The organism is Microbacterium paraoxydans, assembly GCF_019056515.1.
In the GTDB taxonomy this organism is placed as follows: Bacteria; Actinomycetota; Actinomycetes; order Actinomycetales; family Microbacteriaceae; genus Microbacterium.
The window spans coordinates 1,962,993-1,989,106 of sequence record NZ_CP064873.1 but is presented as its reverse complement, the minus strand read 5'-3'; the positions used below and the strand labels follow the sequence as shown (position 1 = coordinate 1,989,106).

The 26,114-nt window shown below is 69.6% G+C and carries 24 protein-coding genes; 18 read left to right on the top strand and 6 right to left on the bottom strand.

From position 1 onward, the window contains the following. The first annotated feature begins 90 nt into the window (after positions 1-90). Both IZR02_RS09560 and IZR02_RS09555 read left to right on the top strand, forming a co-directional pair. Positions 91-1,464: a glycoside hydrolase family 1 protein gene (locus tag IZR02_RS09560; RefSeq protein ID WP_025103703.1), complete on the top strand. Its 1,374-nt coding sequence runs from the start codon at positions 91-93 to the stop codon at positions 1,462-1,464. Continuing rightward, a complete protein-coding gene (locus IZR02_RS09555) occupies positions 1,461-2,699 on the top strand; it encodes an MFS transporter (protein WP_025103702.1) in 1,239 nt (412 codons plus the stop codon). Before IZR02_RS09560 ends, IZR02_RS09555 begins: the two co-directional genes overlap by 4 nt. Here the strand turns inward: IZR02_RS09555 and IZR02_RS09550 are convergent. From IZR02_RS09550 to IZR02_RS09530, 5 genes are all read right to left on the bottom strand, one after another. After that, positions 2,691-3,422: an alpha/beta fold hydrolase gene (locus IZR02_RS09550; protein ID WP_025103701.1), complete on the bottom strand. Its 732-nt coding sequence runs from the start codon at positions 3,420-3,422 to the stop codon at positions 2,691-2,693. The genes IZR02_RS09555 and IZR02_RS09550 overlap by 9 nt on opposite strands. Positions 3,423-3,495: 73 nt before the next feature. Beyond that, the gene (locus tag IZR02_RS09545) at positions 3,496-5,208 is read right to left on the bottom strand and encodes an ABC transporter family substrate-binding protein (protein WP_025103700.1); all 1,713 of its coding nucleotides are present in this window, start codon (positions 5,206-5,208) and stop codon (positions 3,496-3,498) included. Between the two features lie 132 nt (positions 5,209-5,340). Next, on the bottom strand, positions 5,341-7,269 hold the full coding sequence (locus tag IZR02_RS09540; protein WP_025103699.1) for an ABC transporter ATP-binding protein: 1,929 nt from the start codon (positions 7,267-7,269) through the stop codon (positions 5,341-5,343). Next, positions 7,266-8,204: an ABC transporter permease gene (locus IZR02_RS09535; protein ID WP_025103698.1), complete on the bottom strand. Its 939-nt coding sequence runs from the start codon at positions 8,202-8,204 to the stop codon at positions 7,266-7,268. Before IZR02_RS09535 ends, IZR02_RS09540 begins: the two co-directional genes overlap by 4 nt. Before the next feature lies 1 nt (position 8,205). Further along, positions 8,206-9,189: an ABC transporter permease gene (locus tag IZR02_RS09530; protein ID WP_025103697.1), complete on the bottom strand. Its 984-nt coding sequence runs from the start codon at positions 9,187-9,189 to the stop codon at positions 8,206-8,208. Positions 9,190-9,431: 242 nt separating this feature from the next. Here IZR02_RS09530 and lepA point away from each other — a divergent pair, with 242 nt between their 5' ends. The 15 genes from lepA (at position 9,432) to IZR02_RS09455 (ending at position 23,499) form a co-directional block, all read left to right on the top strand. Continuing rightward, positions 9,432-11,300, top strand: a complete 1,869-nt coding sequence (gene lepA / locus IZR02_RS09525; RefSeq protein WP_025103696.1) for a translation elongation factor 4 — start codon at positions 9,432-9,434, stop codon at positions 11,298-11,300. A gap of 203 nt (positions 11,301-11,503) precedes the next feature. Continuing rightward, positions 11,504-12,157, top strand: coding sequence for a DUF1990 family protein (locus IZR02_RS09520; RefSeq protein WP_025103695.1), 654 nt, complete (start codon positions 11,504-11,506; stop codon positions 12,155-12,157). Continuing rightward, entirely contained in the window at positions 12,157-13,374 is a 1,218-nt protein-coding gene (gene hemW / locus IZR02_RS09515; RefSeq protein ID WP_025103694.1) for a radical SAM family heme chaperone HemW, read from the top strand. The genes IZR02_RS09520 and hemW overlap by 1 nt, the downstream gene beginning before the upstream one ends. A gap of 109 nt (positions 13,375-13,483) precedes the next feature. Beyond that, complete coding sequence (gene hrcA, locus IZR02_RS09510; protein ID WP_025103693.1) at positions 13,484-14,515, top strand: heat-inducible transcriptional repressor HrcA; 1,032 nt, start codon at positions 13,484-13,486, stop codon at positions 14,513-14,515. 36 nt (positions 14,516-14,551) lie between these two features. Then, complete coding sequence (gene dnaJ, locus IZR02_RS09505) at positions 14,552-15,664, top strand: molecular chaperone DnaJ (protein WP_025103692.1); 1,113 nt, start codon at positions 14,552-14,554, stop codon at positions 15,662-15,664. A 2-nt stretch (positions 15,665-15,666) separates the two neighbouring features. Beyond that, positions 15,667-16,395 (top strand): 16S rRNA (uracil(1498)-N(3))-methyltransferase, encoded by a 729-nt coding sequence (locus IZR02_RS09500; protein ID WP_025103691.1) that lies wholly within the window; start codon positions 15,667-15,669, stop codon positions 16,393-16,395. 37 nt (positions 16,396-16,432) lie between these two features. Continuing rightward, positions 16,433-16,780, top strand: a complete 348-nt coding sequence (locus IZR02_RS09495) for an HIT domain-containing protein (protein WP_025103690.1) — start codon at positions 16,433-16,435, stop codon at positions 16,778-16,780. 46 nt (positions 16,781-16,826) lie between these two features. Then, positions 16,827-17,852 carry a PhoH family protein gene (locus IZR02_RS09490; protein ID WP_231919667.1) on the top strand — a complete coding sequence of 342 codons (1,026 nt, stop codon included), beginning with the start codon at positions 16,827-16,829 and terminating at the stop codon, positions 17,850-17,852. Then, entirely contained in the window at positions 17,849-18,310 is a 462-nt protein-coding gene (ybeY, locus tag IZR02_RS09485) for an rRNA maturation RNase YbeY (RefSeq protein ID WP_025103688.1), read from the top strand. Before IZR02_RS09490 ends, ybeY begins: the two co-directional genes overlap by 4 nt. Then, positions 18,307-19,599, top strand: coding sequence for a hemolysin family protein (locus IZR02_RS09480; RefSeq protein WP_025103687.1), 1,293 nt, complete (start codon positions 18,307-18,309; stop codon positions 19,597-19,599). The genes ybeY and IZR02_RS09480 overlap by 4 nt, the downstream gene beginning before the upstream one ends. Next, positions 19,592-20,488 carry a GTPase Era gene (era, locus tag IZR02_RS09475; protein WP_025103686.1) on the top strand — a complete coding sequence of 299 codons (897 nt, stop codon included), beginning with the start codon at positions 19,592-19,594 and terminating at the stop codon, positions 20,486-20,488. Before IZR02_RS09480 ends, era begins: the two co-directional genes overlap by 8 nt. A gap of 54 nt (positions 20,489-20,542) precedes the next feature. Continuing rightward, positions 20,543-21,064 carry an RNA polymerase sigma factor gene (locus IZR02_RS09470; protein WP_025103685.1) on the top strand — a complete coding sequence of 174 codons (522 nt, stop codon included), beginning with the start codon at positions 20,543-20,545 and terminating at the stop codon, positions 21,062-21,064. Then, positions 21,064-22,047, top strand: a complete 984-nt coding sequence (locus IZR02_RS09465; RefSeq protein WP_025103684.1) for a hypothetical protein — start codon at positions 21,064-21,066, stop codon at positions 22,045-22,047. The genes IZR02_RS09470 and IZR02_RS09465 overlap by 1 nt, the downstream gene beginning before the upstream one ends. Next, the gene (locus IZR02_RS09460) at positions 22,044-22,514 is read left to right on the top strand and encodes a hypothetical protein (RefSeq protein WP_025103683.1); all 471 of its coding nucleotides are present in this window, start codon (positions 22,044-22,046) and stop codon (positions 22,512-22,514) included. Before IZR02_RS09465 ends, IZR02_RS09460 begins: the two co-directional genes overlap by 4 nt. A gap of 43 nt (positions 22,515-22,557) precedes the next feature. Next, positions 22,558-23,499 (top strand): quinone oxidoreductase family protein, encoded by a 942-nt coding sequence (locus IZR02_RS09455; RefSeq protein ID WP_115642548.1) that lies wholly within the window; start codon positions 22,558-22,560, stop codon positions 23,497-23,499. On the opposite strand, the gene IZR02_RS09450 is transcribed toward IZR02_RS09455, so the two are convergent. After that, positions 23,496-24,143: a hypothetical protein gene (locus tag IZR02_RS09450; RefSeq protein WP_025103681.1), complete on the bottom strand. Its 648-nt coding sequence runs from the start codon at positions 24,141-24,143 to the stop codon at positions 23,496-23,498. The two genes, IZR02_RS09455 and IZR02_RS09450, sit on opposite strands and share 4 nt — an antisense overlap. A 168-nt stretch (positions 24,144-24,311) precedes the next feature. Between IZR02_RS09450 and leuA the strand changes: the two genes are divergently transcribed. Further along, positions 24,312-26,066: a 2-isopropylmalate synthase gene (leuA, locus tag IZR02_RS09445; RefSeq protein ID WP_025103680.1), complete on the top strand. Its 1,755-nt coding sequence runs from the start codon at positions 24,312-24,314 to the stop codon at positions 26,064-26,066. Positions 26,067-26,114: the final 48 nt, after the last annotated feature.

Here is a 26,114-nt window from a genome sequence, read left to right as displayed (position 1 = left end):
CGAAACGACGCCACTCGGGCGAGACGCCGTCGCGCGGGAGGTGGGACCGGGTGCAGAATCATCCACAACGACGACGACGTCAGGAGCCCGATGACCCCCCTCAGCACCGACCCGGCCGCGCGTGCGCGGCTCCGCTGGTCCGCCGCCACCTCGTCCGTCCAGATCGAGGGTTCCCGCCGCGCCGACGGCGCGGGCCGGTCGATCTGGGACGACGAGATCGCCAAGCCGGGACGCATCCGGGACGGCTCGACGGCGGAGCCGGCCTGCGACAGCTATCGCCGCGTGGCGGATGACCTCGCCCTGGTGGCCGGTCTCGGGCTCGATCGGTATCGGTTCTCGATCCCCTGGGCGCGCGTGCAGCCGGACGGACGCGGCCCCGGGAACGTCGCGGCGCTGGACCACTACGCGCGCGTCGTCGATGGTCTGCTGGCGGCCGGCGTCACCCCGTTCCCGACCCTCTATCACTGGGAGCTGCCGAGCGCTGTCGAGGCCGACGGCGGCTGGCTGGCCCGCGATACCGTCGAGCGCTTCGGCGAGTACGCCGCCCTCGTCGCCGCACGCCTCGGAGACCGGGTGTCGTCCTGGTACACGCTGAACGAGCCCGCGATGACCACTCTGCAGGGCTACGCCGTCGGCGCGCTCGCACCCGGAAGGCAGCTCCTCTACGGCGCCCTTCCGACCGCACATCACCAGCTGCTCGCCCATTCCCGAGCCGCCGAGGCGCTGCATGCCCGTGGCGCGGCGAGCGTGGGACTCGTCAACAACCACACCTGGGTCCTGCCGCTGCGGGACACCGAGGAGGATCAGGCCGCGGCCGCGGTGTACGACCTCCTGCACAACCGGCTGTTCAGCGAGCCGCTCCTCTCCGGGACGACACCGGACCTGGAGGTCCTCGGGCTCCCGCCGCTGCCCGTCCTCGGTGACGACCTCGCACGCATCGCGGGATCGATCGACTTCTACGGCGTGAACTTCTACAACCCGACCACGGTCACCGCCGCCGCCGCCGAGGACGACATCCCGTTCGAGATCGTTCCGACTCCCGGAGTGCCCGTCACCGGGTTCGGTCCCGAGTGGCCGATCATGCCGTCCGCGCTGCGCGACCTCCTGATCGATCTGCACCGCCGCCACCCGAGCATGCCTTCGATCATCATCGGGGAGAACGGGGCATCCTTCCCGGAGCCCGACGTCGCCGGCCCTGTGGAGGATACGGATCGGATCGCCTACCTCTCCGCGCACATCGACGCGGTGGGCGAGGCCATCGACGCCGGCGTCCCCGTCGAGGAGTACACGGTCTGGTCGCTGCTCGACAACTGGGAGTGGACGGACGGCTACACGCAGCGGTTCGGCCTCGTGCACGTGGACTTCTCGACGGGGGAGCGCACCCCGAAGGCCTCCTACGGCTGGTACCGCGACCTCATCGCGGGTGCGCGCGCAGCCGAAGACGCCGAGGCGGCACGCGCATGAGCGCGACCCCGGGCCTCGGCACCCACCGAGCGGGCCTGCGCTGGATGTCGCTGTTCACCCTCGCCTGGCTCGCGATCTGGACCGTCCAGCTCACCCCGGTCCAGCTCCTCCTCCCGCTGCAGCTCGACACTCCGGAGGACGACTGGATCCGCGGCGTCGTCTCCTCCGGGATCGTGCTCGGACTGGGTGGCCTCGCCGGCGTCGTCGCCGGGCCGCTCGCCGGGGCACTCTCGGATCGCGCCCGCGCCGGCGCGCATCGGCGGCGGCCATGGGCTCTGGGAGGGGTCGCGCTCACGGCTGCCTGTCTCGTCCTCACCGGCTTCGCCGACGGCCCGTGGGCGGTCGGCGCCGGCTGGGTCGGCGTCTCGATCGGCGTCGCCGTCTCCTCCGCCGCGTTCACCGCGCTCATCGCCGACCAGCTCCCGACGACGCAGCGCGGTGCCGCATCCGCCGCGGTCGGGTCGAGCCAGGCGGTCGGGATCGTGCTCGGGGTCGGACTCGTCGTGCTGCTCGGCCTCGGCATCGTCGCCGGGTATCTGCTCCTCGCCGGCATCATCGCGGTGGTGGGCGTCGCGGCGGCACTGCGGCTGCCGGACCCGCCGAGCACGGAGGCGCTGCGCCCTCAGCGCATCGGGCGGCCCCGCCTGGCGTCGCTCCGCGACCGCGACTTCGCCTGGATGCTCTCGGGCCGGCTCGTCACCAACATCGGCAACGCCCTCGGCACGGCGCTGTTCCTTTTCTTCCTCCTCCACGGGCTCGGACAGGAGAGCACGACCGCACAGGACAACCTCCTCCTGCTGATCGTCGTCTACACGGTCTTCGTGGTACTCGCCTCCGTGATCACCGGGATCATCTCCGACCGCACCGGGGAGCGCCGCCGGCTCGCCGTGGGGGCCACGGTCGTCCAGGCGGCGTCGGGTGTGGTGATCGTGGCTCTGCCCACCTTCGAGATGACGATGATCGCCGCCGCGCTCATGGGCGTCGGCTACGGCGCCTTCTCGACCGTGGGGCTCGCGTTCGCGGCCGACCTGCTCCCGGATGAGCAGGACCACGCGCGCGACCTCGGCATCGTGAACGTCACCGCCGCCCTCGGACAGCTCATCGGGCCCGTCCTCGGGGCCGGCCTCGTCGCGCTGGCCGGCGGGTTCTGGCTCGTCTTCCTCGCGGCAGCCATCCTGTCGCTCGTCGGCGGAGCGCTCACCGCCGCCGCGCGGCCTCGGGTGCTCTCAGCCTGACGCCGTGCGCTGCTCGATCGTCGCGATCGCGAGGGAGAGGACGGCGTTGAACACCCGCGGGCGCATGGCCGTGATCAGGTGCGTGGTCCGTGGCACGACGATGAGCTCCGCCTCCGGGGCCAGGCGCCGGAACAGGGGTTCGTTAAGCCGGAGCTGATCGTACTGGCCGTTCACGAACCAGAGGGGCACCTGGATGCGGGGGACGGCGGCCGCCACATCCAGGGTGGCGAGGCTGCGCAGCGTCTGGTCCTGGATGTCGAGGGCGTACCCACCGGCGGCGAAGTCTCCGCGATTCTCCTCGGGGATCGTCGCGGCGAGCATGCGCTGCGTCAGCCACATGCCACGGTCGGGCAGGGAGTCGACCGCCCGGGCGAACAGGCGGTACGCGCGCAGCCCGGCGCCGCGGGGAAGCGAGGTGCATGCGGCGGCGACGAGTCCGTCGACGGGCGGAGGCTCAGCGCCACCGGTGTACGCGAGCGAGAGCAGCCCGCCCATGGAGTGGCCGACCAGCAGCACGGGGCCCGTCTCGGCCGCGGCGCGGACGGCCGCATCGATCGTGTGCAGCGCCTCGTGGAGGGTGAAGTCCTCGTCCATCCGGCTGCCGTGGCCGGGGAGGTCGACGGCGGTGACGGGGAGCCCGCGTGCCCCCAGGTACTCGATCTGCGACCGCCACATGGTGGCCGACGTGCGGATGCCGTGCACGAGGACGGTCTGGACGGTCACGCCTTCAGCATAAGGAAAGCGGGGCCGGTGGATGGACCACCGACCCCGCTTCGACACGAGGTGTCAGAGGATGTTACTTCTCCCAGCCGACGTTCTCGACCGGCGTGACGCCGAACAGGTCGAGACCGACGTAGGGCTCCGGCGTGAGGTTCGCCAGGCCGTTCTTGACCACGTAGATCGAGGGGCCGCTGTACAGCGGGATGAGGCCCCAGGTCTGCTCGATGATCTTCGGCTCGAGGTCCATCGCCGCGGTGGTCCAGGACTCCGCGTCCTTCTGGCTCTCGACCTCGTCGGCGATCTGCTGGTCGATCTCCTCCGTGCCGGTCGCCGACAGGTTCAGACCGCTGTCGGAGCAGTAGAGCTGGCAGAACCAGGCCGGGCCGAACGGGTCGGAGTCGGTGAAGCGGAGCGAGACGACGTCCCAGTTCTTCGTGGTGAAGTCGCTGGAGAAGTCGGCGGAGGCACGGACATCGATCTTGAGGTCGATGCCGATCTCCTTCTGCTGCGCCTGCAGCGACTTCGCGAGGGCCTCGATGGTCGGGTCCTCACCGAAGATCGGGAAGGTGACGGAGAGCTTCTCGCCGTCCTTCTCGCGGATGCCGTCCTCGCCCTCGGTCCAGCCGGCGTCGTCGAGGAGCTTCTTGGCGCCCTCGACGTCGTGCTTCAGACCGGCTTCGGCGAACGAGTCCTTGTAGCCGTCCTGGAACGAGTACAGGTTGAGCGAACCGGCGACCGGCTCCTCGTAGCCGAGGCCGTTCCACGCGATCTGCTTCTGCTGGTCGACGTTCACGCCGAGGAAGAACGCCTTGCGCACGTCGATGTCCTCGAACTGCGGCTTGTCGGCGTCGACGAGCAGGACCGTCTTGGCGGTCTGCTGCGCACGGCGGACGACGGTGTCGTCCACTTCCTGGACCTGCTTCAGGCGGTCGTTGGTGTTGGCGCCCACCATGTCGATCTCGCCGTTCTTGAAGGCGTTGATCGAGGCGTCGGGCTCCATGGCCGTGAAGGTGACCGTGTCGAGCAGCGGCGCGTTGCCCCACCACTCGGGGTTCGGCTTGAACGAGACGAAGCCGCCGTTCGCGTCAAACGTGTCGACGGTGTACGGGCCGGCGCCCCACTCGGGGTGCATGTTGCCGATGAAGGCCTCGTTGAACACGGCCGGGTCGGCGATGTCCGGGTGCAGGACGCCACCCGTGAGGAACGCCATGGACGGCCAGGCGTAGATGCCGTCGAACGTCACGACGGCGGTCTTCGCGGTGTCACCCTGCTCGACGGTCTTGATCTGCTTGTAGCCGTCGGTCGCGTTCGGGTTGAAGCCCTCGTCGTAGGAGCGGTTGGCCTTCCACGTGGCGTCGACGGACGTCCAGTCCATGTCGGTGCCGTCGTTGAAGTGCGCCTCGTCCTTGAACGTGAAGGTGATGGTCGTGTTGCCATCCTCCTCGCCGATCTCGTACGCGTCGAGGTAGGCGTCGTTCTTCGTGACCTCGCCCTCCGGCGAGACCAGGAGGATCTGCGGCATGTACCACGACCACAGGCGAGCGGTGTCAGCACTGGCATCGCTGTTGAAGCCGTTCAGCTGCTCCGGGATCTCGTTGATGGGGAAGTTGACCTCGCCACCTTCCTGGAGGTTGCTGCGGTCCTGCGGGTTGTAGTCGGCGGTCTTGGTCTCGACCTTCTCGCCGTTGTCCCCGCCACCGGTGTTCCCGGAACCGCTCGCGCAGCCCGCGAGGGCGAGTGCGAGGGCGCCGCCGACCGCGACCGCCCCCAGCAACTTCTTGTTCTTCATGGTGCTCCTTTCGCCTTTCGGCGTTTCATAAAGGGAAGACTAGTTCGCGCTGTATCCCGGAACACGGCGCTGCGGTGAATGCCGCCTAACCGTTATCGGACGGTGACCAGGAACGCGCGCATGGGATCCGGGTCAGACCGTCGCGGGCTTCGTCGACATCGTCTCGGCGTCGAAGACCACCCGCTCGCGGGTGCGCTCGATGTCGGGATCCGGCACGGGGATCGCCGACAGCAGCGCCTTCGTGTACGGGTGCTGCGGGTCGTCGAAGACCTGGTCGACGTCGCCGTGCTCCACGAACTCGCCGAGGTACATCACGGCCACGCGGTCGGCGATGTGACGCACCACCGAGAGGTCGTGCGCGACGAAGAGGTACGACAGCCCGAGCTTGGTCTTGAGCTCGTCGAGCAGGTTGATGACGCCGGCCTGGATCGACACGTCGAGCGCGGACACCGGCTCGTCGAGCACGACGATCTTGGGGTTCGTCGACAGGGCCCGGGCGATGCCGATGCGCTGCCGCTGACCACCCGAGAACGCCTGCGGGAAGCGGTCGCTGTGCGCGGGGTTGAGCCCGACGAGGTCCATGAGCTCGTCCACCCGCCGGTGCGCCTCCTCCTTCGGCGTGCCGATCGCGAAGAGCGGCTCCGAGATGATGTCGGCCACCGTCATGCGCGGATCGAGGGCTCCCATCGGGTCCTGGAAGACGATCTGGATGTCGCGGCGCAGGGCGCGCTCGACCTTGCGGCTGTGGATGTCGTTGACGCTGGTGCCGGCGATGACGATGTCGCCGTCGGTCTGCTTGACCATGTCCATGATCTGCAGCAGCGTGGTCGTCTTGCCCGAGCCCGACTCGCCGACGATGGCCATCGTCTCGCCCTCGCGCACGTCGAAGCTGATGCCCTTGATCGCCTGGACCTCGCCGACCTTGCGCTTCAGGAACGCGCCCTTGACCAACGGGAACGTCTTGCGGAGGTTCTTCACCTCGAGCGTGATCGGCCGCTCCTCGCGGGGCGTCCGTGTGAGGTCGCTCTCCGGGACGGGGCGGACGGGGTAGACGGGCAGGCCCCCGAGGAGGCCGCCGTCCTCGATCTCGTGCGCGCGGATGCAGGCGGCCTGGTGCAGGTCGCCCGAGCCCGTCGGCACGGGGAGCAGTTCCGGCTCCTTGGCGCGGCAGGCGTCCATGACGATCGGGCAGCGGTCGGCGAACGGGCAGGCGTCCGGCAGGTTGATGAGCAGCGGCGGGTTGCCCTTGATGGGGGTCAGCGGCTCCTTCTCGGCCTTGTCCACGCGGGGGATGGCGCCGAGCAGGCCGATCGAGTACGGCATGCGGGTCTTGTGGAACAGCTCGCGCACGGGCGCGTGCTCCACGGGCTTGCCGGCGTACATCACGAGCACGTCGTCGGCGGTGCGGGCGACCACGCCCATGTCGTGCGTGATCATGATCACCGCGGCGCCGGTCTCGTCCTGCGCCTTCTCGATGAGGTCGAGGATCTGCGCCTGGATGGTGACGTCGAGGGCCGTGGTGGGCTCGTCGCAGATGATGAGCTTCGGATCGTTGGCCATCGCGATGGCGATGACGACGCGCTGCCGCATGCCTCCGGAGAACTCGTGCGGGAAGGACTTCATCCGGCGCTCGGGCTCGGTGATGCCGACGAGCTTGAGCAGCTCGACGGAGCGGTCCCAGGCGTCCTTCTTGGACAGGCCGCGGTGGACCGTGAGGGCCTCGATGAGCTGATCGCCGACCGTGTAGACCGGCGTGAGCGAGGTCAGCGGGTCCTGGAAGACCATCGACATGCCGTTGCCGCGGATGACCGACAGCTGCTTGTCGCTCATGCCGACGAGCTCCTGCCCGTCGTACATGATCGAGCCGGTGACCTTGGCGTTCTCGTCGAGGAGACCCATGATCGCGAGCGAGGTCACGGACTTGCCGGAACCGGATTCGCCGACGATGCCGAGGGTCTTGCCGGCTTCGAGGTCGAAGGAGACGCCGCGGACGGCGTCGACACGGCCGGCCTCGGAGGCGAAGCTGACCTTGAGGTCGCGGACGGAGAGGACGTTGGTCATGCGCGGCCTCCAGCAGCCGAGGTGGGATCGAGGGCGTCGCGCAGGCCGTCGGCGATGAGCGCCATCGACACGGTGAGCAGGGTCAGCGCCGCCGCCGGGAAGTAGAACAGCCAGGGCGCCGTGGTCAGCGAGCTCGAGCCGGCGCCGATGAGGGCACCGAGCGACACGTCGGGGATCTTGACGCCGAAGCCGAGGAAGGACAGGCCCGTCTCCGTCACCACGGCGTTGACGACGCCGAGGGTGAAGTTGATGACGAGGAGCGAGCCGATGTTGGGCAGGAGGTGGCGGAGCACGATGCGCATGCCGCCGACGCCCATGTAGCGGGAGGCGCTGACGTACTCGCGCTCGCGCAGCGACAGGGCCATCGTCCAGATGACGCGGGCGGGGAAGTACCACCCGATCACGAAGATCATGATGAGGGCGATGACGCGCCAGTCACCGCCGGCCTTGTTCGAGATCATCGCGAGGATGAGGAAGCTCGGGATCACCATCATGAAGTGGATGACCAGGAGCGAGATGCGCTCGGTCCAGCCGCCGAAGTAGGCCGCGGCCGTGCCGACGAGCGCGGACACGATCGTGACGCCGACGGAGACGGTGATGGCGATCATGAGCGACCGCTGCAAGCCGACGGCGACCTGGGCGAAGAGGTCGTTTCCGGCGTTGTTCGTGCCGAACCAGTGCTCCGCGGACGGGGGAGTGCTGAGGTTCAGGAAGTCGAGCTCGATGTGGTCGTACCGGGCGATGAAGGGCCCGACGATGGCGAACAGCACGAGGACGACGAAGATCACGAGGCCGATGAGGGCTCCGCGGTTCCGGGAGAAGCGTCGCCAGTACAGCGTCCACTTCGACAGCCGCTTGGTGGCGACGCGGGTGGTCTCGGGGCCGGCGGTCTCCGGCTCCGGGTGGATGGTCGGGTCGAGCATGTCGGTGCTCATGTCAGCTCACTCTCACGCGCGGGTCGAGGACGACGACGGCGATGTCGGCGAGGATGGCGCCGATCGCCGTGAGGACCGCACCGAAGGCGGCGATCGCGACGGTTCCGTGGATGTCGTTCTTGGTGATGGTCTCGATGAAGTACCGGCCCATGCCGTTCCACGCGAAGATCGTCTCGGTCAGGACCGCTCCGGTGAAGATCGCGGGGATCGTGAAGGCGACCTGCGTGGCGACGGGGATGAGCGACGTCCGGAGCGCGTGCTTGCGGATGGCCTGCTGCTTGGTCAGGCCCTTCGCGCGGGCCGTGCGGACGTAATCGGCGTTGATGTTGTCCAGCAGGAGCGACCGCTGCAGGAAGTGGATGCTCGCGTACCCGGTGAGCACCAGCGCGATCGTCGGCAGCGTCAGGTGTTGCAGCACGTCTATGAGGGTGGGGAAGAAGCCCTCGACCCCTTGGCTGGCGTTACCGGTCACGTAGAAGATGCGGGTGCCGGTGGCGTTGTTCAGGCCGATCGCGAGCAGGACGATCGCGAACGCCGCGACGACGATCGGGATGTTGAGCGTGATGATGCTCGTCGCCTGGCCGATGCGGTCGGCGAGCTTGTACTGCCGAGACGCGGTGTACACGCCGAGCGCGATGCCGAGGACCGTCGTGAGGATCGTCGCGCCGAGGACGAGCTCCGCGCTGACCCACATGCGGTAGGCGACCTGCTCGTTGACGGATCCGCCCGTCGGGCTCACGCCCCAGTCCCAGCGGAGCAGGATGCCGGTGAGCCACGTCCACCACCGCTCGATGAGCGGGACGGTGTCGCTCAGGTTGCGGGGAGCGAGGGTGTTCACGATCTGCTCTTCGGTGAGCGGAGGGCGACGACCCACGTAGTTGCTGCGCGGATCGAGGAAGCCCCACGCGAGGAAGTAGGTGAGGTTCGTCGCGACCACGATCATGAGCAGCCAGCCGAGGGCACGGCGCGCGAGGTACTTGATCAAGGGGGATTTGTCTTTCTCTTCTCCAGACGCGCTCGGGGTCTGCCGACGCAACGCTGAGCCGGGCGGATGATCGGGTTTCATCCGCCGTTCCGCGCGACGCGACAGCCCTCACGGAGTCTGTGACGGAGTCGTATCGCTTACGGGATCCGGTGTCACGGATTGATCCCGGGCAACTTCGGGAGACTATCACCGATACGCACGAATGGGGATTATGAGGACCCTCACCGTAGAATCGACGGGACATGTCCCCACGCGCTCTCACCCCGCTTCAGCCTGCCGCGACGCCGGCTGCGCAGATCCGTAATTTCTGCATCATCGCCCACATCGACCACGGCAAGTCGACCCTGGCCGACCGCATGCTCCAGATCACCGGCGTGGTCGCGGAGCGGGACATGCGCGCCCAGTACCTCGACCGCATGGACATCGAGCGGGAGCGGGGCATCACGATCAAGAGCCAGGCGGTGCGGATGCCGTGGGCCCTGGGGCAGGCGCAGGGCCCGGACGAGGTGTTCGCGCTCAACATGATCGACACCCCCGGTCACGTCGACTTCACGTATGAGGTGTCCCGGTCGCTGGCCGCGTGCGAGGGTGCCATCCTCCTCGTCGACGCCGCGCAGGGCATCGAGGCCCAGACGCTGGCCAACCTCTACCTCGCGCTGGAGAACGACCTCCACATCATCCCTGTCCTCAACAAGATCGACCTCCCCGCCGCAGACCCCGAGAAGTACGCGAAGGAGCTCGCCTCGCTCATCGGCGGCAAGCCGGAGGACGTGCTGCGCGTGTCCGGGAAGACCGGCATGGGGGTCGAGGATCTGCTCGACCGGATCGTCGAGGAGATCCCGGCTCCGGTGGGGGATGCGGACGCACCCGCGCGGGCCATGATCTTCGACTCCGTGTACGACGCCTACCGCGGCGTCGTCACCTACGTGCGGATGGTCGACGGCAGCCTCTCGCCCCGCGAGCGCATCCAGATGATGTCCACCGGCGCGAACCACGAGGCCCTCGAGGTCGGCGTGTCGAGCCCGGAGCCCACCCCGACCAAGGGTCTCGGCGTCGGCGAGGTGGGCTACCTCATCACCGGCGTGAAGGACGTGCGGCAGTCGAAGGTCGGCGACACGATCACGAACGCGCGCAAGCCCGCGGCGGAGGCGCTTCCCGGCTACACGGACCCGAAGCCGATGGTGTTCTCGGGCATCTACCCGATCGACGGCAGCGACTACGCGGAACTGCGCGAGGCGCTCGACAAGCTCAAGCTCTCCGACGCCTCGCTGCAGTACGAGCCGGAGACCTCCGTGGCGCTCGGCTTCGGGTTCCGCTGCGGCTTCCTCGGCCTGCTGCACCTGGAGATCGTGACCGAGCGCCTCTCGCGCGAGTTCGGCCTCGACCTCATCACCACCGCCCCGAGCGTGATCTACGAGGTCGTGACGAGCGACACCGGCGAGACGGTGACCGTGACGAACCCGAGCGAGTACCCGGACGGCCGTATCGGCTCGGTGTCGGAGCCGATGGTGAAGGCGGCGATCCTGCTGCCCAAGGACTACGTCGGCACCGTCATGGAGCTGTGCCAGTCGCGGCGCGGCACGCTGCTGGGCATGGAGTACTTCTCCGAGGAGCGCGTCGAGCTGCGCTACAACATGCCCCTCGGCGAGATCGTGTTCGACTTCTTCGACCAGCTCAAGTCCAAGACGCAGGGCTACGCCTCCCTGGACTACGAGCCGTCGGGGCAGCAGGAGGCCGACCTGGTCAAGGTCGACATCCTCCTGCAGGGCGAGAAGGTCGACGCGTTCAGCTCGATCGTGCACCGGGACAAGGCCTACGCCTACGGCACGATGATGGCGGAGCGGCTGCGCAAGCTCATCCCTCGCCAGCAGTTCGAGGTGCCGATCCAGGCCGCGATCGGTGCGCGCATCATCGCCCGGGAGACGATCCGCGCGATCCGCAAGGACGTGCTCGCCAAGTGCTACGGCGGTGACATCACCCGCAAGCGCAAGCTCCTCGAGAAGCAGAAGGAGGGCAAGAAGCGCATGAAGATGGTGGGCCGCGTCGAGGTTCCGCAGGAGGCGTTCATCGCTGCGCTCTCCGGCGACGTCGAGACCAAGGACAAGAAGTAGCCCACCCCGCTGAACTTGTCGAAGCGCGCGGTTCTCAGGGACCCACCCTTCGACAGGCTCAGGGACTCACCCTTCGACAGGCTCAGGGACCCACCCTTCGACAGGCTCAGGGACCCAGCATCAGGGGCCCAGCCCTCCCGGGGATGTGACGGCGTGCGGCGCGGGGGGTGTTCGCTCAGGGAACCCGAAGTAGGCTGGATCTCATGCGGCGCGGGACTTTCCGAGACGACACGGTGGACTATGCGGCCGTGGGTGCGACCCACGCCCCCGATCTGATGCAGTACCCGCCGGAGCGCAGCATCCCGGCGGAGGAATCCTGGCGGATCGGCAGTGGCGAGGAGCGTTTCCAGACGGCCGGCGAAGCCCTGCTGTCGTGGACGGCGCAGCGTGCGGCCGGGCTGTCCGTGGAAGACGTCCGCCCTGCTCCCGGCCCCGCCTATGCGGGCGTGAGCTTCGACGCCGAGGGCAATCCGATCGCGCCGAGCAAGCGGGATGTGGAGCCGCGCTACGACGCCGAGGGGATGCCCTTCGTGGGCGCGGGCATGACACTCCACCTCCGCGGTCGCGTCGGCGGCATGCGCGCCGACTCCGAGCTGCGTGTGATCTCGGTCACCGAGGAGACCCGGCGAATCGGTTTCGTGCTGGGCACGGTCGGGGGCTCCGTTGTGAGCGGCGAGGAGTCGTTCGACGTGGACTGGCGCGAGGACAACGACGAGGTCTGGTTCACGGTCCGGGCTTTCGACGCCCCGAACACGCTGCTCTATCGGCTCGTCCCCGCCCTGATGAAGCGCCGCCGTCGCGAGCTGTTCGCGCGCTACCTCCGCGCGATCTCCCCGCTCTACGCGACTCCGGTGTGATGGCGGGACCACTTCCGCTCGGGGATCCGGCGCCCGCGGACGGGCGACTCCCCGCCGATCTCCCGATCTCCGTCGAGACGCCGTTCTCCGCCTACCTGCACATCCCGTTCTGCCGCGTGCGCTGCGGCTACTGCGACTTCAACACGTACACGTCCGGTGAGCTCCGCGGGGCGAAGCAGGAGGACTACGCGTCCACCCTCATCGGCGAGATCGCCCTCGCGCGTACGGTGCTGGACGAGGCCGGAGCGCTGCGCCCGATGGACACGGTGTTCTTCGGCGGCGGCACGCCCACGCTGCTTCCCGCGGGAGATCTCGCCCGCATGCTGGGAGCGGCCACCGCGGCGTTCGGACTCGCACCGGGCGCGGAGGTCACGGTCGAGGCCAACCCCGACACCGTGACCCCGGAGGTCGCGCGCATCCTCGCCGAGGCGGGGGTCACGAGGCTGTCCATCGGCATGCAGTCCGCCGTCCCGCACGTCCTCGCCGCGCTCGACCGGACGCACCGGCCCGAGAACGTCCGCACCGCCGTCGCCGCGGCGAAGGAGGCAGGACTCGCGGTCAGCGTCGACCTCATCTACGGCGCACCGGGGGAGAGCCTCGCCGACTGGGAGGCCTCGCTCGACGCCGCCCTCGCCCTGGAGTCCGACCACGTCTCCGCGTATGCCCTCATCATCGAGGACGGCACGAAGCTCGCGCGACAGATCCGTCGCGGTGAGGTGCCGACCCCGGACGACGACCTGCAGGCGGACATGTACGAGCTGGCGGACGAGCGCCTCGCCGCCGCCGGGTTCGAGTGGTACGAGGTCAGCAACTGGGCCCGCAGCGAAGGGCAGCGGTCGCGGCACAACCTCGCGTACTGGCGGGGGAGCGACTGGTGGGGTTTCGGCCCCGGCGCCCACAGCCACGTCGCCGGACTCCGGTGGTGGAACGTCAAGCACCCGGCGGCCTACGCGCAGCGACTGGCCGCCTCGTCCTCGCCGGCGGCCGGGCGCGAACGTCCGGACCCGGAGGCGCGGACCCTGGAGCGCATCCTCCTCCTCAGCCGCATCCGTGAGGGGATCGCGGTGACCGACGTCCCGGAGCAGAACCGGGACCGCATCGCCGGCCTCATCGCCGACGGGCTCATCGATGCGCCGGCGGCGATCCGCGGGCGCGTGCAGCTCACGCTCCGCGGCCGCCTCCTCGCCGACGCCGTCGTGCGCGAACTGACGGATTGAGCGGCTCCACCGGCGCTGCCCCGCCTTCGGAGATCTCCCGGTCGCAGGAGGTAGGATTGGCACTCAGGGCAGCAGAGTGCCAGCATCCGGTCGGCGGGAAGGGGAAGCCATGGTCACAGAGCGAGGGCTGCAGGTCCTCCGCGCGATCGTGCAGGACTACGTCGAGACGCACGAGCCCGTGGGCAGCCGTTCCATCGTCGACCGGCACTCGTTCGGGGTCTCGGCCGCGACCATCCGCAACGACATGGCGCAGCTGGAGGACGAGGAGCTGATCACGGCTCCGCACACGTCGTCCGGGCGCGTCCCCACGGACAAGGGCTACCGGGTGTTCGTCAATCACCTCGCCCAGCTCCGTCCTCTCTCCACCGCTCAGCGTTCCGCCATCGAGTCGTTCCTCGCCGACCCGGCCGACCTCGACGACCTGATGGTCCGGACCGTCCGCGTCCTCACGCAGCTCACCGGCCAGGTCGCGCTGGCGCAGTATCCGTCGTTCGCGCGGGCGCACGTGACTCACGTGGAGCTCGTGACGCTGGCCCCGAACCGGCTCCTCACGGTCCTGGTGACGGACGCCGGTGGGGTGTCGCAGCGGATCACCGCTCTGCCGGACGCGATCGACGAGGCCGACCTCGCCGTGCTGCGCGCGCGACTGTCCGCCCTCATCACCGGGCAGGCGATCGCGGCGGCCTCCGACCGGCTTCAGGCGCTGCTCGCCACGGAGGAGACGCCGCAGGATCGCGTGCTCCGCACCCTCGCCGGCGTCGTGATCGACGAACTCGGCGGCTTCCGGCAGGAGCGGCTCGTGATGGCCGGAGCAGCGACCCTGGCGCGGCGCGAACAGGACTTCCGCGGCAGCATCCACCCCCTCCTCGAGGCCATCGAGGAGCAGGTCACGCTGCTGCGGCTGATGAGCGAGATGGTGCCGGACGAGCACGGCCTCGCGGCGAGCATCGGCACCGAGAACGCCTCCTTCGGGCTCGGCGAGGCATCGATCGTCGCCAGCAACTACGCGGCGCCTTCGGGGACCGCGCGGGTCGGCGTCATGGGCCCGACCCGGATGGACTATCCGAGCAACCTCGCGGCAGCGCGGGCGGTCGCCCGCTACCTGTCACGCATGCTCGACGACGACGAGGCCGGCCGCTGACGCGGCCCCACGGAAATCACACGCAGAAAGGCGATTGTGGCGGACCACTACGAGGTTCTCGGGGTGTCCCGGGACGCTTCCACCGACGAGATCAAGAAGGCGTATCGGCGCCTGGCACGGCAGCTCCACCCGGACGTGAATCCGGGGGAGGAGGCTGCGGAGAAGTTCAAGCTCGTCACGCACGCCTACGACGTGCTCAGCGACGAGGAGTCGCGCCGCCGGTACGACATGGGCGGCGGTGACGGCGCGAACAACTTCGGAGGCTTCGGAGGCTTCGGCGACATCTTCGAGACGTTCTTCGGCGCGTCGCAGGGTGGCGGACGCGGCGCCCGCCCGCGGTCGCGGCGAGAGCGGGGTCAGGACGCGCTCGTCCGGGTCACCCTCGACCTCGGCGATGTGGTCTTCGGTGCACACCGCGACATCGAGGTCGACACGGCCGTGCTCTGCGAGACCTGTCAGGGCTCGTGCTGCCAGGAGGGCACGTCGCCCGTCACCTGCGACATCTGCGGCGGCACGGGGCACGTGCAGCGTCAGGTGCGGAGCCTTCTCGGCAACGTCGTCACCTCCCAGCCGTGCGGCACCTGCGAGGGCTACGGCACGACCATCCCGTACCCCTGCGGCACCTGTGGCGGGCAGGGACGCGTCCGCTCGCGCCGCACGGTGTCCCTCGACATCCCGGCGGGCGTCGAGACCGGACTGCGGCTGCAGCTCCCCGGCTCCGGCGAGGTCGGCCGCGCGGGCGGCCCGAACGGCGACCTCTACGTGGAGGTCACGGTCAACCCGCACCCCGCCTTCAGCCGTGACGGCGACGACCTGCTCGCCACGCTCGAGGTGTCCATGACCGACGCCATCCTCGGCACCGAGACCTCGATCGAGGGACTCGACGGGGAGGTCGACCTGGAGATCCGCGCCGGCGTGCAGTCCGGTGACGTGCTGACCATCAAGGGCCGAGGCATCACGCCGCTGCGCGGCACCCAGCGCGGCGACCTCCGCGTCGGCGTGCAGGTCGTCACCCCCACCAAGCTCGACTCCGCGCAGCGCAAGCTCATCGAGGACTTCGCCAAGAAGAACAAGGCGCCGGGCCCGCAGCTCGCGCAGTTCCAGCAGGGCCTGTTCTCCAAGCTGCGCGACCGGTTCCGCGCCCACTGATCGTGGCGCTGCACTTCCTCGTCGAATCCGCGGGTGATGCCGCGGTGGGTGGCCTCGTCTCCCTGACCGGGGCCGAGGCGAAGCATGCGGCCGTCGTCCGGCGGCTGCGCGTCGGCGAGGCCGTCACGGTCGGTGACGGTCGGGGCATCTGGCTGACCGGCGTGGCCGAAGAGGTGTCGCCGTCGCGCGTCGATGTCCGGATCACCGCGCGCGTCGAGCACGAGCCGGCGAGCCCGCGCCTCGTGCTCGTGCAGGCGCTCGCAAAGGGCGACCGCGACGAGCTCGCCGTGCAGGCCGCGTGCGAACTGGGCGTCGATGAGATCGTGCCGTGGCAGGCGGGTCGCAGCGTGTCGCGCTGGGAGGGGCCGAAGGCGGTGAAGGGACGCGAGCGCTGGGCGACGATCGTCCGCGAGGCCGCGAAGCAGGCGCACCGTGCCTGGGTACCCGAGGTGGCCGCCCCGGAGACGACCGCACAGCTCGCGACCCGCGCGGCGACGCAGCGCGTGCTCCTGCTCGACCCGACCGCGCCCGCGCGGCTCTCCGCCCTGGTGCCGGATGACCGTGACCTGGTGCTCGTGGTGGGTCCGGAGGGCGGGATCGCTCCGGAGGAGCTCGAGAAGCTCACCGCCGCGGGCGCCGAACGCGTGCTGCTCGGCGACACCGTGCTGCGCACGTCCACGGCGGGCCCCGCGGCCATCGCCGTGCTGTCCGCGGCCCTCGGGCGCTGGTGACCGGCCGCGCCGCGCGTCCCCCCAGTAAGCTGAGAGCATGAGCGAACCCTCGATCTTCACGCGCATCCTCACCGGGGACATCCCCGGGGAGATCCTGCTCGACACGGGCCGCGTCTTCGCGATCCGCGACATCGATCCGCAGGCGCCGCTCCATGTGCTCGTCATCCCCAAGACCGAGGAGTACCGCGACGTGACCGAGCTCGCGGCCGGGGATCCCGCGCTGCTGGCCGAGATGGTAGCCGCCGCCAAGCGCGTCGCGGAGGAACACGCCAACGGCGAGTACCGCCTCATCTTCAACAACGGCGCGACCGTCGCGCAGTCCGTCTTCCACGTGCACGCCCATGTGCTCGGCAACCTCGAGGAGAACAAGCTCGTTGGCTTCTGACGATCAGGAAAACGTCACCGAACGGCTCTACGCCGACGGCGTCGCGATGGTGCAGCTGCTCGGACCGCAGGACCGTCTGCTGCGGATGCTCGAGCGCGAGCACCGCGACGTACAGGTGCTCGTGCGCGGCAACGAGATCACGCTCACGGGCGCGCGCGAGGCCGTCGCCAAAGCCAAGACCCTCGTCGACGAGCTCCTCACGATGACCAAGGCCGGGCACGATCTCGCCCCGAGCGACGTGTCCAGCTCGGCGCGCATGCTGCGTCAGGACGGTGGCCCGCGGCCCAGCGAGGTGCTGGGCGAGGCGATCCTCTCCACGCGCGGCAAGGTGATCCGGCCGAAGACCCTCGGTCAGAAGGAGTACGTCGACGCGATCGAGGAGAACACGATCGTGTTCGGCATCGGTCCGGCCGGAACGGGCAAGACCTACCTGGCGATGGCGAAGGCGGTCCAGGCGCTGCAGCGCAAGGAGGTCACCCGCATCATCCTCACCCGTCCGGCGGTCGAGGCGGGGGAGCGCCTCGGGTTCCTCCCCGGCACGCTCACCGACAAGATCGATCCGTACCTGCGGCCGCTCTACGACGCGCTCAACGAGATGATGGATCCGGAGATCGTGCCGCGCCTGATGGCGACGGGCACCATCGAGGTCGCGCCCCTCGCGTACATGCGCGGGCGCACCCTCAACGACTCCTTCGTCGTGCTCGACGAGGCGCAGAACACCACGCCCGAGCAGATGAAGATGTTCCTCACGCGTCTCGGGTTCGGCACGAAGATGGTCGTCACCGGCGACATCACCCAGGTCGACCTTCCGCAGGGCGCCTCCGGCCTCCGCCTGGTCACCCGGGTGCTCGACGGCATCGACGACATCCACTTCTCCCGTCTCACCAGTGACGACGTGGTCCGGCACTCCCTGGTGGGGCGCATCGTCGACGCCTACAGCGAGTACGACGAGCGGCGCGTGGCGCAGCGGGCCGAGCGCGAGCAGGCGCACGAGTTCGCCAACCGCGCCGAGCGCCGCGGCGCCCAGCGACCCGGACCACGCGACCGCATGCCGAAACGAGGGCTCTCATGATCGAGATCAACAACGAGTCGGCCATTGATGTCGACGAGACCGTGCTGCAGCGGCTGACAGACTTCAACCTCGCGCAGCTCCACGTCAGCGCGGACGCCGAGGTGGCCATCGTGCTCGTCGACGAGGGCGCCATGGAGGCGCTGCACGTGCAGTGGATGGACGAGCCGGGGCCGACCGACGTGCTGAGCTTCCCGATGGACGAGCTCCGGCCCGGCACCGAGGACCGTCCGACGCCTCCCGGGCTGCTCGGCGACATCGTCCTCTGCCCGCAGGTCGCGGAGACGCAGGCGCAGGCCGCCGGCCACACCCTCATGGACGAGCTCATCCTGCTCACCACGCACGGACTGCTGCACCTGCTCGGGTTCGACCACGCCGAGCCGGATGAGGAGCGGGAGATGTTCGGGCTGCAGAAGCAGCTCATCCAGGGCTTCGCCGCGTCCGAGCGCCGCCGGCGATGACGGAGCTGCTGCTGCTCGTCGCCGCGGTGCTGCTGGTGGCGTTCGGCGGCCTCATGGCCGCGATCGACGCGGCATACGGCGTGACCTCGCGCGCCGGGCTGGAGGACATGGCCACCGAGGGACGCCGTGCGAAGGCCCTCGGGCGCATCGCCGCCGACCTCGACGCGCACGTCAACGCCGTCGCCTTCATCCGTGTCCTCGCGGAGGTGACGGCCGCCGTGCTCGTCACCGTGGCGTTCACGATCGTCTTCGAGAACATCTGGTGGGCGATGCTCGCCGCCGCCATCCTGATGACCGGCATCACCTTCGTCCTCGTCGGGGCGAGTCCGCGGACGTTCGGTCACCAGCACGCCGAGAGCATGATCCGCGGGAGCGCGGCCATCGTGCGCGGACTCCGGATCATCCTGGGTCCCATCGCCCAGGGGCTCGTCGTCCTCGGAAACCGTGTCACGCCGGGGACCGGACGCAGTTCGTTCTCCAGCGAGGACCAGCTGCTGAGCATGGTCGATGAGGCCGCGTCCAACGACCTCATCGAGGAGGACGACCGCGACCTCATCCACTCGGTGTTCGACTTCACCGACCAGTTCGTCCGGGCGGTGATGGTGCCGCGCACCGAGATGGTCACCGTGGGTGCGGAGGCGACGACCGACGAGGCCATGTCGCTCTTCCTTCATCGCGGGGTGTCCCGCATGCCCGTCGTCGACGATGAGGCCGACGACGTCGTCGGGGTGCTGTACCTCAAGGACCTCGTGCAGTTCGCGTACCGGGACGACAGCGCCTGGCGCGCGGCCTCCATCCGTCCGATCGCCCGGCCGGCCACGTTCGTCCCCGAGTCGATGCGCGCAGAGACGCTGCTGCAGCAGATGAAGCGCGACGCCGTGCACGTCTGCCTCGTGATCGACGAGCATGGCGGGATCTCCGGCCTGGTGACCCTGGAGGACCTCATCGAGGAGCTCGTGGGGGAGATCTCGGACGAGTACGATCAGGTGTCCGCCGAGTTCGTCGACCTGGGCGACGGCCGCTATCGGGTGAGCTCCCGGCTCTCGCTGGAGGACGTGGGCGATCTGTTCGGTCTGGAGCTCGAGGACGAGGACGTCGACTCCATCGGCGGCCTGCTCGGCAAGACGCTCGGCCAGGTGCCGCAGCCCGGTGCGACGGCGACCGTCCACGGGCTCGTGCTCACCGGGGGCGCGTCGCGCGGGCGGGGGCGCGGGATCGCGACGGTGTTCGTGGAACGGGCGGCAGAGCCCGAAGAAGTGCAGGATGAAGGAGAGCGGCGCGATGACTGAAGACACCCGGAGCGGGTTCGTGACCTTCGTCGGGCGGCCGAACGTGGGCAAGTCCACGCTCACCAACGCCCTGGTCGGCGAGAAGATCGCCATCACCAGCGAGAAGCCGCAGACCACGCGCCGCGCGATCCGAGGCATCCTCAACCGTCCGGACGGGCAGCTCGTCATCGTCGACACCCCCGGCATCCACAAGCCGCGCACACTCCTCGGCGAGCGGCTGAACGATCTTGTCGAGCAGGTCCTGGGCGACGTCGACGTGATCGGCTTCTGCGTGCCCGCCACCGAGAAGGTCGGTCCCGGCGACCGCCGGATCGCCGCCTCGCTGGACGGCTACCCGCGGGCGCAGAAGATCGCCCTCGTCACGAAGACCGATGCCGCCGGGCGCGATGAGATCACCGAACGGCTGATGGAGGTGGACTCCCTCCGCGAGGACTGGGCGGCGGTGATCCCGCTGTCGGCGCTGACGCGGGATCAGCTCGAGGTGCTGGCGGACGAGATCCTGCAGCTCATGCCGGAGGGGCCCGCGCTCTACCCCGAGGGCGTCACCACCGACGAGTCCGCCGAGGACCGGATCGCGGAGATCATCCGCGAGGCCGCCCTCGACGGCGTGCGCGACGAGCTCCCGCACTCGATCGCCGTCGTCGTCGATGACATCGCCCCGCGCGAAGACAGCGACCTCACCGACGTGCATGCCTCCATCGTCGTGGAGCGGGACAGCCAGAAGGCGATCATCATCGGCCACAAGGGCAAGCGCCTCCGCGACGTGGGAGCGCGCGCCCGCGCCGGCATCGAGGAACTGCTCGGGACCCGCGTCTTCCTCGGGCTCCATGTCAAGGTCGCGAAGGAGTGGCAGCGCGATCCGAAGCAGCTCGGGCGGCTCGGGTTCTGACATGCCGGGCAGCAGGACGTCGGAGGCGGCGGGCCGACCGCCGACCCCACCGACATGATCGGCCGCGGCGAAGACCCGAGCTCGCTGCGGAACGAGGTCTTCACACGAGTGTTCGACGAGCACTGGGCGACGGTGCGCCACCACATCGAGGGCGTCGTCCCCGATGACGACGAGGTCAGTGAGATCGTGTCGGAGGTGTTCCTCGTCGCGTGGTCACGGCTGCGCCCGACCCGTCCCCCCGGGAAGGTCTGGCTGCTCCGACAGACCGACCGCCACCTTCGTGCCCGCGCTCGGCGTTCTCCCACCGCGCACGGTGCGATCGATGCCGTGCACGCGGGGCTCTCCGGCGACCCGGAGACCCTCGGCGGGTTCGGGCGCAGCGAAGTCCTCAGAGCTTTGGGTGTCCTCACTCCGGGGCAACGGCGTATCATCATGCTCACGTACTGGGATGGACTCGCGGTGGGGGAGATTGCGGAGCTGCTGCGCGCTTCCGAGTCCCGGGTGCGGAAGACGCTGGCGCGGGCCGAGGAACGGCTGCGCGCCACGCTGGGACTGGAGGAGACGGGGAGTGCGTGATGCCTGAGAATGCCCTGCTCGAGCGCGTGCTCGTCGAGGCCGATCCCGCGCGCACGCCGCGCGACGCCGAGCCGGACGCGCGTGCGATCGCCGCGCGCGACCGCATCATCCGGTCCGCTCGCGCGCCGCAGCGCCGCCGGCGGACCCGGACGATCGGCTGGGCCGCAGGGCTGGCCGCCGCCGCCGCGTCGGTCGCCATCGCCTTCGCGGCCCTCACTCCGCCGCAGTCCGCCGTCGCGGGTACTCCGTCGCCGCTGGTCTTCGAGAGCACCGGCTCTCTGAGCGACATCGTGGCCGACGCGGAGACCGAGCTGACGGTGTTCGCGCCGCCCGCCGACCCGGAGCGCTCGGTGCGGACCGCGTCCTGGTCGTTCAACGCGGAGATGGACACGGGGCGCACCGAGGTCATGCCGCAGTTCTCGACGTTCACCTGGCGGGAAGACCTCTCCGGGGAGGCCCTCGCCATCAATGGCGTCCCCTACGATCCCGAGGACGCGGTCGCGAACGGCGACTCCGAGATCGTGAGCAGCGGCGAGGTGGCCTCGCGCGTGACCTTCGCCCCCGGCGAGTTCGAGACCCCGGTCGTCGCCGCGCCGGGGGAGTCCGCCGCCGACGTGCGGGCGCTCCTGGAGGCGTTCGGCATGCCGGACGACCCGACGGCCTTCGAGGTGGTGACCGCCCTCACCTCGGTCTTCGGTCAGTGGACGCTCACCAACGCGCAGCACGCCGAGGTGTTGACGCTCATCGAGGCCTCCGGAGGAGCGCAGGCGCTCGGCGAGTCCACCGACCGCCTCGGGCGTCCTGTCGCCGGTATCCGCGTGCTGTCCGCGGACGGCATCGTGAGCGACGACCTTCTGGTGTCCCTCGACACCGGCCGCATCGTCGGCATCGAGCGAACCGTCCTGAAGGACGACGGCGTCTTCCCGGCCGGTGCGGTCGTGGACTACCGGATGTGGGACATCCCTGAGGAGGTCGTGCAATGAAGCACTCGCGCCCGCTGACCGCGGTTCTCGTGGCCCTGGCTCTCGTCGTGACCGGCGGCCCCGCCGTCGCGGCAGCCGAGGAGCCCGTCGATCCCCAGCTCTCCCAGTTGCTCGAAGAGGTTCCCGGCGGTGTGGTGACCGACGGCGGCAGCGCCGTCTGGCCGAAACTCGACATGGAGTACCGACCGGCCCCGGCGACGTCGCGGGTCGCGGCGCGCTCCGTCGGCTCCTGCGCGACCGGGCGGATCTGCGCGTACAACGCCTCCAACCTCGGCGGCGGCATGCTGAGCTGGGGGAGCTGCACCACCATCACCATCCCGTCGTCGTTCGCCACACGTTCCGCGGCGAACGCGCGGACCTCGGGGTACATGCAGGTGCGTAACGGGGCCTCGGTGCTGGCGACCGTCAACGCCAATGCCTGGAGCAACGTCTCGGGTTCCGCGACCAACATCCGCTGCTTCCTCTGAGAGCCGGGGCGGGCCGGTACAGGAGACGATGAGGGGCGAGGGCATGGCGAAGCACTGGGTCGCGACGACGGCCGGGCCTCCCGAGTCGTGGGCTTTCGAGGAGTACGTCCCCGCGCCGCCGCGCCAGGGCGAGGTCACGATCCGGGTGCGTGCCGCCGGGGTGAATCCGGCCGACGCGAAGCATGTGGCGGCCGCTCGGCCGGGGCTCGAGTTCCCGGTCGCCATCGGGTACGAACTCTCGGGTGAGCTCGTGGCGATCGGCCCCGGGACCCGCATCGGCTCGGGCGACGCCGGGGTCGGCGACGAGGTCGTGGCCTTCCGCGTCCGGGGCGGGTACGCGACGGAGCTCACGGTGCCGGCTGCCACGGTCTTCGCGAAGCCGACGACGCTCGCGCACCCCGAGGCGGCGAACCTCCTGCTCGTCGGCACGACCGCGTCCGAGATGCTCGCCGTCACCGGTGCGGCCCCGGGCGAGACGATCCTGCTGCACGGTGCATCCGGTGCGGTGGGGGTCAGCGTGCTGCAGCAGGCCCGGCTGCGGGACGTCCGGGTGATCGGCACGGCGAGCCCGGAGCGCTTCGACGAGGTGCGGCGGTTCGGCGGCATCCCCGTGGCCTACGGTGCCGGGCTCGCGGATCGGGTGCGCGCGCTGGCGGACAATCCGGTCGCCGCGGCTCTCGATGCGGTGGGGACCGACGAAGCCGTCGACGTCTCCCTGAGCCTGGTGGCGGACCGCCGGAGGATCGTCACGATCGCGAACCCGTCGCGGGCGTCCGCCGAGGGTTTCCTCGCGATCGCCGGGTCGATGACGGAGAGCGCCCGGTTCCGCGACGAGGTGCGCAGCGAACTCCTCGCTCTGGCGCAGAACGGCGACCTCGTGGTCCCTGTGGCACGGACCTTCCCGCTGACCGAGGCGCCGGAGGCCCATCGCCTCCTCGCCACCGGGCACCCGGGCGGCAAGCTCGCGCTGATCCCCGACGGCTAGCCGATCTCCTGCAATGCCGAGGTCACGATGACGACGCCCTCGCCGTATTCCTCATCCGCGGCGTTCTGCATGGAACCGTCATCCCAGACGACCTGGAGCCAGACGTAGCCGCGATCGGTGGACAGCGCGAGAGCCTCCGCGCCGAGGCGGCCGGCGATGTCGTTCTGCACGCGGTCGAGCTCCTCCGCCGTGCTGGTGCCGTCCACGCCGCCGGTGGGGTCCTCCGGCGCCATCGGATCGTAGAGCGCGAGGAGAGCAGGCGGCTCGGTCACCGTGAACCGCTCGCCGTCCCAGGCGCCGGTGACCGCGTAGGCCCCCCACTGCGTCTCTCCGGACGTCTCGCGGCCGTCCACGCCGTCCCAGCTCCACCCGTCGAGCGGCACACCGTCGCACTGCGGGGGATACGACTCGCGGATCGCGCCGAGGCACAGCCGGACATCCCCGGACTCGTCGAGCACGGTTCCGGTGCCGACCACGGGTCCTGTCGGTGGCGCGGGCTCCGCCTCCTCCCAGCGCGTGTCTGACGGCACCGTCGTGCTCGTCGGCGGTGCGGACGCTCCCGGGGCGGTGGTGCAACCGGCCAGGAGCAGCAGAGCCGTCGCGGCGCCGAAGGCGAGGGGAGAGCGATCGCGGAAGGACCTCATACCGACCAGTGTCGCGCGTGGACGGATCGTCTCAGGTGCTAGCATGACCACATGCCTTTCGGCGGTCTGCTTCTTCTTAGCTGCCGCGACGAGTCCTAGAGCTAGGGCCTGCCTCGTCGCGGCGCTTGTGTTGGCCCGTTCATTGTGACGAAGAGAAGAAGCCCCATCATGCAGAACACCCAGCGCCCGTCCGCGATGCCGATCCACAAGTACCGGCCCTTCCACGAGCAGATCGCCGTCCACCTGCCTGACCGCACCTGGCCCGACGCCCGCATCACGGAGGCGCCCCGCTGGTGCGCGGTCGATCTCCGCGACGGCAACCAGGCTCTCATCGACCCCATGTCGCCCGAGCGCAAGCGCGTCATGTTCGAGTTGCTCGTCGGCATGGGCTACAAGGAGATCGAGGTCGGCTTCCCCTCGGCGAGCCAGACCGACTTCGACTTCGTGCGTCAGCTGATCGAGGAGAACCTCATCCCGGATGACGTCACGATCCAGGTCCTGACGCAGGCGCGCGAGCACCTGATCGCCCGCACCTACGAGGCCATCGCCGGTGCGAAGCAGGCCATCGTGCACCTGTACAACTCCACGAGCGTTCTGCAGCGCGAGGTCGTCTTCCGCACCGACAAGCAGGGCATCATCGACATCGCGCTCGAGGGCGCTCGGCTGTGCCGCCGGTTCGAGAAGACCATCCCGGACACGCAGGTGTACTACGAGTACTCCCCGGAGAGCTACACCGGCACCGAGCTGGAGTTCGCGGTCGACGTCTGCAACCAGGTCATCGAGATCTTCGAACCCACGCCGGACCGCAAGGTCATCATCAACCTCCCCGCGACGGTGGAGATGGCGACGCCGAACGTCTACGCCGACTCGATCGAGTGGATGAGCCGTCACCTGAACCACCGGGAGAACGTGATCCTGTCGCTGCACCCGCACAACGACCGCGGGACCGCGATCGCCGCGGCCGAGCTGGGGTACATGGCCGGAGCCGACCGCATCGAGGGGTGCCTGTTCGGCAACGGGGAGCGCACGGGCAACGTCGACCTCGTCGCGCTCGGCATCAACATGTTCACGCAGGGCATCGATCCGCAGATCGACTTCAGCGACATCGACCAGGTCAAGCGCACGGTCGAGTACTGCAACCAGCTGCCGGTGCCCGAGCGCAGCCCGTGGGCCGGTGACCTCGTCTTCACGGCGTTCAGCGGCTCGCACCAGGACGCCATCAAGAAGGGCTTCGAGGCCATGGCCGCCAGGGCCGAGGCGCAGGGCGTGACGGTCGACGAGATCGAATGGGCCGTGCCGTATCTGCCCGTCGACCCGAAGGACCTCGGTCGCTCCTACGAGGCCGTCATCCGCGTGAACTCCCAGTCGGGCAAGGGCGGCGTCGCGTACCTGCTCAAGTCCGACCACGCGATCGACCTGCCGCGCAAGCTCCAGATCGAGTTCTCCGGGGTCGTGCAGGCCAAGACGGATGCCGAGGGCGGCGAGGTCACCAGCGAGCAGATCTGGTCGATCTTCACCGACGAGTACCTGCCCGCCGTGGACACCGAGGCGAAGTGGGGCCGGTTCGAACTGCTCGCCACGCAGACTCGGAGCGACATGTCCGGCGACGTCGTGCTCGACGTCGTGCTGCGGGACGACGACCAGGAGGTCTCCGTGTCGGGCAACGGCAACGGTCCGGTCGCCGCGTTCGTCGAGGTGCTGCGTGGTCAGGGCTTCGACATCACGGTCTACGACTACGTCGAGCACGCTCTCAGTGCCGGTGGGGACGCGCAGGCCGCGGCCTACGTCGAGCTGCAGGTGGGCGATCAGCGCCTGTGGGGCGTCGGCATCGACGGCGACATCTCCACCGCATCGCTCAAGGCTATCGTGTCCGGTGTGAACCGGTCGATCCGCAGCCGTCAGCAGGAGCTGGCCGCCGTCTGATCCTCGTTCGAATCGCGCGATCGGTCGTCTCCGGCCGCCGGATGGGGC

Coding starts and splice junctions, on each gene's coding strand:
- IZR02_RS09560 (WP_025103703.1), top strand. CDS start 91: ATGACCCCCCTCAGCACCGACCCGGCCGCGCGTGCGCGGCTCCGCTGG.
- IZR02_RS09555 (WP_025103702.1), top strand. CDS start 1,461: ATGAGCGCGACCCCGGGCCTCGGCACCCACCGAGCGGGCCTGCGCTGG.
- IZR02_RS09545 (WP_025103700.1), bottom strand. CDS start 5,208: ATGAAGAACAAGAAGTTGCTGGGGGCGGTCGCGGTCGGCGGCGCCCTC.
- IZR02_RS09540 (WP_025103699.1), bottom strand. CDS start 7,269: ATGACCAACGTCCTCTCCGTCCGCGACCTCAAGGTCAGCTTCGCCTCC.
- IZR02_RS09535 (WP_025103698.1), bottom strand. CDS start 8,204: ATGAGCACCGACATGCTCGACCCGACCATCCACCCGGAGCCGGAGACC.
- lepA (WP_025103696.1), top strand. CDS start 9,432: ATGTCCCCACGCGCTCTCACCCCGCTTCAGCCTGCCGCGACGCCGGCT.
- IZR02_RS09520 (WP_025103695.1), top strand. CDS start 11,504: ATGCGGCGCGGGACTTTCCGAGACGACACGGTGGACTATGCGGCCGTG.
- hemW (WP_025103694.1), top strand. CDS start 12,157: ATGGCGGGACCACTTCCGCTCGGGGATCCGGCGCCCGCGGACGGGCGA.
- hrcA (WP_025103693.1), top strand. CDS start 13,484: ATGGTCACAGAGCGAGGGCTGCAGGTCCTCCGCGCGATCGTGCAGGAC.
- IZR02_RS09495 (WP_025103690.1), top strand. CDS start 16,433: ATGAGCGAACCCTCGATCTTCACGCGCATCCTCACCGGGGACATCCCC.
- IZR02_RS09490 (WP_231919667.1), top strand. CDS start 16,827: ATGGTGCAGCTGCTCGGACCGCAGGACCGTCTGCTGCGGATGCTCGAG.
- ybeY (WP_025103688.1), top strand. CDS start 17,849: ATGATCGAGATCAACAACGAGTCGGCCATTGATGTCGACGAGACCGTG.
- IZR02_RS09480 (WP_025103687.1), top strand. CDS start 18,307: ATGACGGAGCTGCTGCTGCTCGTCGCCGCGGTGCTGCTGGTGGCGTTC.
- era (WP_025103686.1), top strand. CDS start 19,592: ATGACTGAAGACACCCGGAGCGGGTTCGTGACCTTCGTCGGGCGGCCG.
- IZR02_RS09470 (WP_025103685.1), top strand. CDS start 20,543: ATGATCGGCCGCGGCGAAGACCCGAGCTCGCTGCGGAACGAGGTCTTC.
- IZR02_RS09465 (WP_025103684.1), top strand. CDS start 21,064: ATGCCTGAGAATGCCCTGCTCGAGCGCGTGCTCGTCGAGGCCGATCCC.
- IZR02_RS09460 (WP_025103683.1), top strand. CDS start 22,044: ATGAAGCACTCGCGCCCGCTGACCGCGGTTCTCGTGGCCCTGGCTCTC.
- IZR02_RS09455 (WP_115642548.1), top strand. CDS start 22,558: ATGGCGAAGCACTGGGTCGCGACGACGGCCGGGCCTCCCGAGTCGTGG.
- IZR02_RS09450 (WP_025103681.1), bottom strand. CDS start 24,143: ATGAGGTCCTTCCGCGATCGCTCTCCCCTCGCCTTCGGCGCCGCGACG.
- leuA (WP_025103680.1), top strand. CDS start 24,312: ATGCAGAACACCCAGCGCCCGTCCGCGATGCCGATCCACAAGTACCGG.